The sequence below is a fragment of the Sandarakinorhabdus sp. AAP62 genome (assembly GCF_000331225.1).
GTDB lineage: Bacteria > Pseudomonadota > Alphaproteobacteria > Sphingomonadales > Sphingomonadaceae > Sandarakinorhabdus.
The window spans coordinates 87678-98039 of sequence record NZ_ANFY01000008.1; the positions used below are offsets into that span (position 1 = coordinate 87678).

14 protein-coding genes are annotated in these 10362 nt (G+C 65.6%); 5 read left to right on the forward strand and 9 right to left on the reverse strand.

The genetic code is table 11. The annotated features are described in order from the left end of the window. Nucleotide 1 precedes the first annotated feature (1 nt). Nucleotides 2-412 carry a hypothetical protein gene (locus D619_RS0109505; protein WP_017668353.1) on the reverse strand — a complete coding sequence of 137 codons (411 nt, stop codon included), beginning with the start codon at nt 410-412 and terminating at the stop codon, nt 2-4. After that, nucleotides 412-1191: a division plane positioning ATPase MipZ gene (locus D619_RS0109510; RefSeq protein WP_279379372.1), complete on the reverse strand. Its 780-nt coding sequence runs from the start codon at nt 1189-1191 to the stop codon at nt 412-414. Before D619_RS0109510 ends, D619_RS0109505 begins: the two co-directional genes overlap by 1 nt. An 86-nt stretch (nt 1192-1277) precedes the next feature. Between D619_RS0109510 and panC the strand changes: the two genes are divergently transcribed. Continuing rightward, nucleotides 1278-2126: a pantoate--beta-alanine ligase gene (gene panC, locus D619_RS0109515; RefSeq protein WP_020480452.1), complete on the forward strand. Its 849-nt coding sequence runs from the start codon at nt 1278-1280 to the stop codon at nt 2124-2126. On the opposite strand, the gene D619_RS16280 is transcribed toward panC, so the two are convergent. The 6 genes from D619_RS16280 to rpmG form a co-directional block, all read right to left on the reverse strand. Then, entirely contained in the window at nt 2123-2662 is a 540-nt protein-coding gene (locus tag D619_RS16280; protein WP_152417397.1) for a hypothetical protein, read from the reverse strand. The two genes, panC and D619_RS16280, sit on opposite strands and share 4 nt — an antisense overlap. An 18-nt stretch (nt 2663-2680) precedes the next feature. Then, nucleotides 2681-3817 (reverse strand): GNAT family N-acetyltransferase, encoded by a 1137-nt coding sequence (locus D619_RS0109525; RefSeq protein ID WP_017668357.1) that lies wholly within the window; start codon nt 3815-3817, stop codon nt 2681-2683. After that, a complete protein-coding gene (locus D619_RS0109530) occupies nt 3817-4275 on the reverse strand; it encodes a RidA family protein (RefSeq protein WP_017668358.1) in 459 nt (152 codons plus the stop codon). Before D619_RS0109530 ends, D619_RS0109525 begins: the two co-directional genes overlap by 1 nt. 3 nt (nt 4276-4278) lie before the next feature. Then, nucleotides 4279-4890, reverse strand: a complete 612-nt coding sequence (locus D619_RS0109535; protein ID WP_017668359.1) for a hypothetical protein — start codon at nt 4888-4890, stop codon at nt 4279-4281. Further along, nucleotides 4887-5165 (reverse strand): DUF3572 family protein, encoded by a 279-nt coding sequence (locus D619_RS0109540; protein WP_017668360.1) that lies wholly within the window; start codon nt 5163-5165, stop codon nt 4887-4889. The genes D619_RS0109535 and D619_RS0109540 overlap by 4 nt, the downstream gene beginning before the upstream one ends. Before the next feature lie 131 nt (nt 5166-5296). Continuing rightward, the gene (rpmG, locus tag D619_RS0109545; RefSeq protein ID WP_017668361.1) at nt 5297-5464 is read right to left on the reverse strand and encodes a 50S ribosomal protein L33; all 168 of its coding nucleotides are present in this window, start codon (nt 5462-5464) and stop codon (nt 5297-5299) included. Nucleotides 5465-5634: 170 nt separating this feature from the next. On the opposite strand from rpmG, the gene D619_RS16285 reads away from it, so the two are divergent. Both D619_RS16285 and D619_RS0109555 read left to right on the forward strand, forming a co-directional pair. After that, nucleotides 5635-6429, forward strand: coding sequence for a folate-binding protein YgfZ (locus D619_RS16285; protein ID WP_033373378.1), 795 nt, complete (start codon nt 5635-5637; stop codon nt 6427-6429). Further along, entirely contained in the window at nt 6429-7559 is a 1131-nt protein-coding gene (locus D619_RS0109555; RefSeq protein WP_017668363.1) for a mechanosensitive ion channel family protein, read from the forward strand. The genes D619_RS16285 and D619_RS0109555 overlap by 1 nt, the downstream gene beginning before the upstream one ends. A 145-nt stretch (nt 7560-7704) precedes the next feature. On the opposite strand, the gene D619_RS18315 is transcribed toward D619_RS0109555, so the two are convergent. Next, nucleotides 7705-8376, reverse strand: a complete 672-nt coding sequence (locus D619_RS18315; RefSeq protein WP_017668364.1) for a PEPxxWA-CTERM sorting domain-containing protein — start codon at nt 8374-8376, stop codon at nt 7705-7707. 207 nt (nt 8377-8583) lie between these two features. Between D619_RS18315 and D619_RS0109565 the strand changes: the two genes are divergently transcribed. Together D619_RS0109565 and D619_RS0109570 are read left to right on the forward strand one after the other, a co-directional pair. Beyond that, nucleotides 8584-9048 (forward strand): MaoC family dehydratase, encoded by a 465-nt coding sequence (locus D619_RS0109565; protein WP_033373335.1) that lies wholly within the window; start codon nt 8584-8586, stop codon nt 9046-9048. 33 nt (nt 9049-9081) lie between these two features. Beyond that, entirely contained in the window at nt 9082-10257 is a 1176-nt protein-coding gene (locus tag D619_RS0109570; protein ID WP_017668366.1) for an acetyl-CoA C-acyltransferase, read from the forward strand. Nucleotides 10258-10362 lie beyond the last annotated feature (105 nt).

A 10362-nucleotide genomic window follows, 5' to 3' on the forward strand; every position in this document is an offset into this window, starting at 1 on the left:
CTCAATCGTCTGATTCCCGGCGCTTTTCGGCGGCCATGATCAACAGGTCGCGGGCAGCGGTGAGCGCCTGGGCGGCTTCGGCGCTGCCGCCGGCATCGGGGTGAGCGCGGGTCATCGCCTGGCGCCAGGCCTGCCAGATGGCTTCGGATGGGGCATCGGGGGCAACGCCCAGCAGCCGCGCGGCCATTGCCAGCTCGCCATTGGCCTGCCCGCCCTGCTGGTTCCACATCCACCACGCCCAGCCGCCCGCCGCCACCAGCGCGGCCGGCACGAAGCGGCCGCTGGAGAGGAATCGAATGGCCAGCAGGCCGGCGACGCCAAGGCCGCCGTACAGCATCAGATTGGGCAGCAGCCGGCCCTTGCTGTGCAGCCACCAGGCAATCCCCAGCACGACGATGAGCGCGAGGCCCATCAGGCCGCCATCTCGATCCCGCCGGGCAGGTTGAGCCCGGCGATGAGGGCACGCAGTTCGTTGCGGGCGGCGACGTGGGAGAGCGAGAAATCGGTGAGCGCCGCGCGATCGAGCAGGGTGAGCCCGCGCGGGAAGAATTCGCGGAAGATCACGCGTTCCGAAAGGCCGGGCAGCACGCGAAAGCCGATGCGTTTCGACAGGGCATCCAGCGCTGCGCCCACCCGCTGCTTGTTGCGGGCATCGAGCGTGGACAGGCGGTTCCGGAGCACCACCCAATCCATCGGGCGGCCTTCCTCGCGGGCGCGGCGGGTGCGCGCTTCCCACACGAGTTCGGCGTAGAAGCTGGGCTTTTTCACCTCGAACGATTCGCCGTCCACTTCGCCGATCAGATCGAAATCGACGAAACTGTCGTTGATCGGCGTCACCAGCGTGTCGGCCCGGGCCATGGCGGCGCGGGCCAGCGCCGAATCGCGGCCGGGCGAATCGACAACGATGAAATCCTGTCGGCTGGCCTGCTGGAAGCGCATCGCCAGTTCGGCTTCGGCGGCATCGCCATCGGCCACCACCACCGCAGCCGGGCCGGGCAGGGTGATGCCGTGGCGCTGGCCGTGGTTCCAGCGGTTTTCCAGATAGCGGGTGGAGGTGCGCTGGCGGCTGTCGAGATCGATCAGCGCGGTGGCCTTGCCGGCCAGCGCCAGGGCCACGCCGATATGCACGGCGGTGGTGGATTTGCCGGTGCCGCCCTTTTCATTGGCGAGCACGATCACATGAGCAGTCACGATTGTCCCTTGTTCTGGCTTGCACTCCGCTTCCGTATCGCCCACAGCGCCGCCAGCCTGTCAACGTGGAAGCGCGTGAAACATCCATGACCAGCCCGCTGCCCATCGTGCGCACCCCGGCCGAACTGCGCGCCGCCGTGCGCGCCTGGCAGTCGGCCGGCAAACGTGTGGCCTTCGTGCCGACCATGGGCGCCTTGCACGCCGGCCATCTGGCGCTGGTCACGCTGGGCCTGGCCCATGCCGATGTTGCAGTGGCCTCGATCTTTGTGAATCCCAAGCAGTTCGGCCCCAATGAGGATCTGGATCGCTATCCGCGCGATGAAGCCGGCGACGCCATCAAGCTGGCCAGTGTCGGTTGCAGCCTGATCTATGCGCCCGATGTCGCCACCATGTATCCACCGGGCTTTGCCAGTTTCGTGCGCGTGTCGGGCCTGCCTGATCTGCTGTGTGGCCGGGTGCGGCCGGGCCATTTCGATGGCGTGGCGACGGTCGTGGCAAAGTTGCTGAGTGCGGCCGGTGCCGATGTCGCCGTGTTTGGCGAGAAGGACTGGCAGCAGCTGGCGATCATCCGGCGAATGGCAGCCGATCTTGATATCGGCACTGAAATCCACGGCTGCGCCATCGTGCGCGACGTTGATGGGCTCGCCCTGTCGAGCCGCAATGCCTATCTTTCGGCTGATGAACGTGCCCGCGCGCTGGCGCTGCCGCAGGCCCTGCAGGCGACCCGCGCCGCCATCCTGGGCGGCATGCCGGTGGCGGCGGCCCTTGCTGCCGGGGAGCGCACCATCAAGGCTGCCGGCTTCGTGCGGCTGGACTATCTCGATCTGGTGGACGGCGAAACGCTGCACAGCCTGGGCCGACCGGCAGCGGGTGCGCGGCTGATGGGGGCGGGCGTGATCGGCACGACGCGCCTGATCGACAATATCGCGCTCTAGCGGCGACGCTGCTGGCGGGCAGGTTGCACGCTGCGGCCATAGGGGCTGGTCCAGGGGCCGCCAAACCCGCCGCCGTAACCGCCAAACGCCCCAAGGCCGCCATAGCCGCCAAAATTGTGGCCGATCAGCAGATTATTCTGCGCGTCGCCGCTGCTGTAGCCAAAGCCGAATCCGGAAATGCCGCCCCAACGGCTGGTGCCCTGCATCACCGACAGCGCGGCGGTGCCGGTGTCACCCACGGGCACCACGGCTGTGCCGCTGACGCCGAAGGTGCCGCCGCTGCCGGCGAACATGCTCATCTCGCCATGCACCTTGCGATCCCGGACGGCGCCGCCACCGTTTTCATAAAACTCCGGGTAGAGCGAGCGTTCGAGCACCGATTGGCGCTGCGTCTGTTCCGGCGTGAGCACCGGGGTCTTTTCGGGCCCATTGGCCGCTGCGGCGATCACGGCGTCGCGCTGCGCTTCAGTCAGGCGCACCACCTCTGTGGCCGTGGCAGGAGCGGCCAGCAGGGCCATCAGGATCATGAGTCGCATGGGTTACATTAGCACAGTTCAGGCTTGCGGCTGCCTGAACGGTCCGTGTGCATCCAGATACTCGATTTCCTCGATCACCGCTTTGGTTTCGCGGGCGAGATAGTCGGAGACGGCGTTCCTGAATCCGACATTGGGGATGTAATGCGCCGAAATCACCGGCGTGGGCCGATAGCCCCGCGCCAATTTGTGCTGCCCTTGCGCGCCGGCCTCGACCCGCGCCCGGCCATTGGCAATGGCCCATTCGATGGCCTGGTAATAGCACAGCTCGAAATGCAGGAAGGGCACGTCTTCGGTGCAGCCCCAATAGCGGCCGTAGAGACATTCATCACCGATGAAGTTGAGTGCACCGGCGATGGGCTTGCCATGGCGCAGCGCCAGCATCAGCAGCACGCGGCTGCCCATCGCCTCGCCGATCAGGCTGAAGAAACTGCGCTTCAGATAGGGCTGGCCCCATTTGCGGGCGCCGGTGTCCTGATAGAAGGTCCAGAAGGCATCCCAGTGGCTTTCGGCGATGGCATTGCCGGTGAGATGCACGATCTCCAGCCCGGCCAGCGCGCGCTCGCGTTCCTTGCGGATCATCTTGCGGCGTGAGGAGGAGAGGGCGCCGAGGAAATCCTGGAAATCGCGATAGTTCTCGTTCTGCCAGTGGAACTGTTCACCAGTGCGGATCAGCCAGCCGGCATCGCGGAACAGGATCTGCTGTTCTTGGGTGAGGAAGGTGGCGTGGGCGCTGGAGAGATTGTTGCTTTCGGTCACCTGTTCGGCGGCGCGGATCAGGGCCAGGCCGGCGGCGTCTTCGCGCAGCAGCAACCGGGGGCCGGTTGCCGGCGTGAACGGGAACGCGGCCTGCAGCTTGGGGTAATAGCTGCCACCGGCCCGTTCCCACGCATCGGCCCAGGCGTGATCGAACACATATTCGCCCTGGCTGTGGGTTTTCAGATAGGCCGGCATGATGCCGGCCGGGCGGCCGTCTACGCCATCGGTGACCAGGTGGACGGGCTGCCAGCCCGTGCGGCTGCAGGCACTGCCCGAATCTTCCAGCGCACGGAAGAATTCCCCTTGCGCAAAGGGGTTCACCGGGCCGGCGCAGGCGTTCCAATCGGCCAGCGCAATCTCGCTGGCCTTGCCCACCACACGCACCGGCCACTCACGCATCAGGCGATCTCGACGACCGCATCCACTTCCACGGCCACGCCGCGCGGCAGCACGGCCACGCCCACGGCGGCGCGGGCATGGCGGCCGGCGTCGCCGAACACTTCAACCATCAGATCGGATGCCCCATTGCCCACTTCCGGCTGGCTGGTGAAATCGGGATGGCTGGCGACGAACACGCCGAGCTTCACCACGCGCTTGACGCGGGACAGATCACCAAGCGCCGTCTTCATTTGCGCGATCAGGCCCACGGCGCAGCGGCGCGCAGCGGCCTGGCCATAGGCGACATCAACCGTGTCACCCAGCCGGCCCTTCATCAGGCTGCCATCCTCGGCAAAGGGGATCTGGCCGCTGATGTGCATCAGGTTGCCGGCGGTGACCGTGGGCACATAGTTTGCGGCTGGCGCAGCGGCATTGGGCAGGGTGATGCCGAGATCGGCGAGTTTCTGTTCCGGAGTCATGGGTCAGCCTTTCAGGATGGTTTCGATATGAGACAGCATTGCCGGCCATTCATCATGGCGGGCGTGTGCATCGGGCGATTGCGGGATCAGGTGGCGCACTTCGGTTTCCGCGACCATGTGCAGGCGGTGGACATGCGGCACATGCGCCTTCACCGATGTATGGTTGGGCGGAAGATCATCGATGAAGATGGCTTCGCTGGGCTGGAATTCGTCGAGCAGCTTCTTGAGCGGCGCGCCCTTGCCGCCCTGGTTGCCGATGACGCGATAGGGCATGCCCAGCCGCGCCAGTTCCAGCGTGCGGCGTTCCGCATGGTGATCGGCGATGTTGGTGAGAACCACCACGTCGCAATCCCTGGCGAGCTGTCCCAGCGAATCCGCCGCGCCGATGATCGGGTTCTGGTTGTGCATCCAGTCCGCAAAGAAGCCATCGAGTAGCGGCGGGAATTCCTTGGGTTCCACCGCGCTGCCATCGGGCCGCTTCACGTTGCCGGTGAGGGCGAAGCTGTCCATGCTCAGCGTCAAGCCATGCACAGTACGCAGATAATCCACGAACGGCGCGATGAAGTGCAGCAGCACGCCGTCGCAATCGGAAACGATGAGCGGACGTGCCTTCACCAGTCACTCCCCAGTTTGCGCGCCGCCAGGGCCAGCGCTTCCGGCTTCACGCCAAGGGCTTCGGCGGTGGCGAGCAGATCATGTTCATTGGCCATCAGATAATCCAGAAGGGCCGTCAGCGTGGCGGCCTTGCCGGCATTGGCCCGCAGCGCATCGGCATCCATGCCGGTGAGCGCCAGAAAGCGCGGACCCATCGCATCGTCGCCAGCGACATGGGCAAGCGCCTGCAGGGCCAGCACGGCCGGATCGGCGGAAGAGGGTTTGTCGCGCAGCACGAGGCAAGCCCTAAAGCCCGGCGCAGGCTCTGCCAAGCGGGGATGGCCCAGATGCAGTGTCGCGGCCAAACGGAAAAAGGGCCGGCGTTGCCGCCAGCCCTCTTGGTGCCTCAAGGTAAGCGCGAACGCGCTTACTTGATCTTGGCTTCCTTGAATTCGACGTGCTTGCGGGCCACCGGGTCGTACTTGCGGAACAAGAGCTTTTCGGTCTTGGTGCGCGGGTTCTTCTTGGTGACATAATAATAGCCGGTGTCGGCGGTGGACACGAGCTTGATCTTGATGGTCGTCGGCTTGGCCATGGTTCCGGTTCCGCGTAAATCAGGTTGCGCGCGGGAGGCATGGCCACCGCGACGAAGGCGGCTCCAATGATGGAATTGGCTGCCCGAGTCAAGCCGCACGTCAAGCGTTGCGGCCCCGCTTTTGGCCAGCGGCATTGGCAGGACGGCGCGGATTGCCTATCTCCATGGCCATGACCCCCATTTCCCTTGAAAATCGCGCCGTGCTGGCAGTGGACGGCCCCGATGCCGTGGCCTTCCTGCAGGGGCTGATCACCCATGATGTCGGGCTGGTGGCGCCGGGCCGCGCGGTCTTTGCCGGGCTGCTCAGCCCGCAGGGCAAGGCGCTGTTCGATTTCCATCTCCATGCCGGCGATGACGGTGCGATCCTGATCGATGTGGCCGCCGAGAAGGCCGAAGCGCTGCTCAAGCGGCTGAACATGTACAAATTGCGCAAGGCGGTGACACTGGCGCGGCGCGACGATCTGGCCGTGCTGGCCAGCTGGTCTGCCGATATATTGGGCGGCGCGCCGGCGGATGCGCGGACGGCGGCGCTGGGCGCGCGCTGGATCGGCCCCGCCGGCAGTGCGCCGGCAGGGGCAGAGGCCTATGACGCGCATCGCCTTGGCGTGGGCGTGCCCGACAGCCTTGATATCGGTTCAGATGAATTGCTGTGGCTGGAAACCGGCGCCGATCTGCTCGATGGCGTGTCATTCACCAAGGGCTGTTATGTTGGCCAGGAGAATACGGCGCGCATGCACCACCGCGACAAGGTGCGCCGCCGGCTGGTGCCGGTGACGCTCGCCGGTGATCCCGGTGATGCAGTGGAGGTGAAGGACGCCGCCGGGCGCGCCTGCGGCAAGCTCAGGAGTCGGCTGGGCGAACAGGCCATCGTGCATCTGCGTCTGGAAGAAGCCGGCAAGCCACTGTTCCTTGGCGATGCCGTTGTGACCGTGCAGCGGCCTGCGTGGCTGGAGACTGCCTGGTGATGATGGACCCGCTGGGCCGCGCCGCTGCCCGTGTCGAACTTGCGATTGGTGAAAGCTGGGCCTGGATCACGCAGGACAGCGGCGAAGCCTTGTTTGGTGTCGCCATTGCTGGCGTCCTGCTGGCGGCGCTGTGGTTGTTGAAGTGGGGGGCGCTGCGCGTGCTGCCGCGCGAGATCGGCGGCCATCCCGCCGTGCTGCGCGCGATGGTGGCGCGCACCATGTTGCTGTTCCTGATCGCGGTTGCGCTGGATGGCGCGACGCATGCCGTCGCCCCGCCCGGGCCATTGATGCGGCTGGTGGACAATAGCTTCACCATCGCGCTGGCCGTGCAGGGCGCGCTGTGGATCCGCGAACTTGTGCTGGGGCTGGTGCACCGCCGCGCCAGCAACGGCGGCGAGGATAGCGATGCGCTGGGCAGTGCCGTCGGCGTCATCAATGTGCTTGTCAACGTCGTGGTCTGGCTGCTGGCGGCCATCCTGATCCTCGACAATCTCGGCGTGAATGTCACCGCGCTGGTGGCCGGGCTTGGCGTTGGCGGCATTGCCATCGGCCTCGCCGCCCAGGGCATTTTTTCCGATCTGTTTGCAGCGCTCGCCATCCTGTTCGACCGGCCGTTCCGGGTGGGGGACACGATCAGTTACGGCACTTCCACCGGCACCGTGGAGCATATCGGCCTGAAGACCACCCGCATCCGATCCCTGTCGGGAGAGCAACTGGTAATGGCCAACACCAAGCTGCTGGAACAGCAGGTGGCCAATTTGCGCCGCATCGATGAGCGGCGGGTGGTGCTGAATATCGGCATCATCTACCAGACGCCGCCCGACCTGCTGGAAGCCCTGCCTGGCCACCTGCAGAAGATTGTCGAGGCGCAGGAAAATTGCCGTTTCGACCGCGCGGTTTTCATCGGCTTTGGCCCGTCCAGCCTCGATTTCGAACTTGTCTTCTTCGTCACCGTGCCGGCGCTGGAGGCGATGGTGGCGGCGCGGCAGGCCGTGGGCTTTGCCATTGTCCGGCGCTTTGCCGAACTCGGCGTCGATTTCGCCTATCCAACACAAACCACCTTCACCGCCGCACCGGATGGCCGGCTGATCGATCCGACCGAGGTCAGCCAACGACCCGCCCACAACTGACCGCGCCCGCCGGCGTCATGGCCGCGGGCGCCTTTTCAGCAGAAGCGCCCTGCCAGCGCGAATCACGAAATGCCGGCCCGGAGACCATCCCCCGGCCGGCACCTTCAGTGCATGCGGCTGTGCGCTGTGGCGACAGCCTTATGGATCAGGCCGCGAGCGTCACCCGGCGACGGCGGGAGACCGCGCCAACCAGGCCAAAGCCGGCGATCAGCATGGCCCAGCTGGCCGGTTCCGGTACGCCGCTGACATCGGGATCAAGGCCGGGCGCCAGGGTGGCAGCGAAATCATCGAACTCGAAACTGCGCCCGCGCGCTTCGAACTGCAGGCCGTGGATGGTTTCGCCAGGGCCAGCGTCGATCAGCAGCCGGCGGTTGCGGGCGCTGCCGCCCCCGGCAAAATCAGCGGCGGTGCCCAGGGTACTGGTGTGGATGAAGTGGATCGGCTGATGGTTGGCCCCCAGCACCCACAGGAAATTGTGGCTGTCCATCGAACCCCAATAGAAGCTGATGGCGCTGAGAGCCGGCGTGTGCAGGGTGGCGACCGGATCGGCGTTGGCCGAGGAGACATAGCCAAAGACGGTGGTGCCCAGCGCCGGGGTGGTGTGCACCCCCCGCACATTGCCGATGGCGGTGGTGAGCCCGCCGGTCCAGCTGAAGCCCGGTGCTGCCGGTGCGTCAAAGGTTTCAACCAGTTGCTGGCCGGGCAGCGGGCCCGGATCGGGTGCGCCCGCAAGGCTGGTCACCGTCACGGCACCGGCATCGGCGCTGGCGAGCAGGGCAATCGCGGCAAGGGCAAGGGAAGTGAGCGTGTCGTTCATTTGGGCGATCCTTTGTGATCTGCGTGCCGGGGGTGACACTGCGGATGCCCGTTTCCAGTAACGACCGATTATGCTTAATACCTAGTAATCATAAAGTTAACGAACGTCTGGTAACCACGATTCTGCTGGGTTGACGTGCGCGTGAGGCGGGGCCTAGGCTGGCCCCACACAAGAATAGCGCAATCACAGATCTGGGGAGATGCCGGCATGGCAGGAAAATCACTGACGTTGGACGAATTTCGCGGCCTGGCCGGAACCGAAGTCGGCGTGTCCGACTGGATCGAGGTCCCGCAGGAGAAGATCAACGCCTTTGCCGAGGTGACCGGCGATCACCAGTTCATCCACGTGAACCCGGAACTGGCCGCGCAAACGCCGTTTGGCACCACCATCGCGCATGGCTATCTCACGCTCAGCCTGCTTTCGGTGATGGCCTATCAGGCAATGCCGGGCATCAAGGGCACGCGCATGGGGGTCAACTATGGCCTCAACAAGGTGCGCTTCATGGCGCCGGTGAAATCAGGCCGCAAGGTGCGCGGCCGCTTCACCATTGCCGATGTGTCGCAGCGCCCGGATGGGGCCTGGCAGACCACCACCAATGTTTCGGTCGAGATCGAGGGTGAAACCAAGCCCGCGCTCGCCGCCGAATGGATCACCTTGCAATATGTGGGCTGATGCCCGCTGAACCGAGACAGGAAGGAATTTCCCATGCGTGAAGCCGTTATCGTTTCCACCGCCCGCACGCCGATTGGCAAGGCTTTCCGCGGCGCGTTCAACGCCACCCCGTCGCCGACGCTGGCCGGCCATGCCATTGCCCACGCCGTGAAGCGCGCCGGCATCGAAGGCGCCGAAGTGGACGATGTCGTGATGGGCTGCGCCCTGCAGCAGGGCGTGCAGGGCGGCAACATCGCCCGCCTGGCGCTGCTGCGTGCCGGCCTGCCGGTGACGGTGTCGGGCCAGTCGATGGATCGGCAATGTTCGTCGGGCGTGATGTCGATCGCGACCGCCGCCAAGCAGATCATGGTTGATGGCATGCAGATCTGCATCGGTGCCGGCGTGGACAGCATTTCGATGGTGCAGAACGACAAGATGCGCGTGGGCATGGATCCGAGCCTGGTCGCCATGCACCCCAACATCCACATGCCGATGCTGCAGACCGCCGAAGTGGTGGCCAAGCGCTACAATGTCAGCCGCGATCGCCAGGATGAATATGGCTATCAAAGCCAGGTGCGCACCGCCGCCGCCCAGGCCGCCGGCAAGTTCGACGATGAAATCGTGCCGATGACCGCGACGATGGCGATGGTCAACAAGGAGACCAAGGAGGTCACCCACCACGAAATCACGCTGACCAAGGACGAAGGCAATCGCCCGGAAACCACGCTGGAAAGCCTGAAGGGCCTGAAGCCGGTGATCGAAGGCGGCTGCATCACCGCCGGCAACGCCAGCCAGCTTTCCGATGGCGCTTCGGCCAGCGTGCTGATGGAAGCCAAGGAAGCCGCCCGCCGCGGCCTCACCCCGCTCGGCGCCTATCGCGGCATGGCGGTGGCTGGCCTGGAGCCGGACGAGATGGGCATTGGCCCGATCTATGCCATCCCCAAGCTGCTGAAGGCCAACGGCCTGACCATGAACGACATTGGCCTGTGGGAACTGAACGAAGCCTTTGCCGTGCAGGTCATCCACTGCGCCGACGTGCTGGGCATCGATCCTGAGCTGCTCAACGTCAACGGCGGCTCGATCTCGATCGGTCACCCCTATGGCATGACCGGCGCGCGCTGCACCGGCCACGCCCTGATCGAAGGCAAGCGCCGCGGCGCGAAATATGTGGTTGTCACCATGTGCGTGGGCGGCGGCATGGGTGCAGCTGGCCTGTTCGAGGTGTATTGATCTTTCTTTCTCCCCTCCCTCTCAGGGAGGGGTCGGGGGAGGGTCTTGCCCTCCTGGCGCGGCCCTGGCGGCACGGGGGCCCCCCCCCCCCCCCCCCCCCCCCCC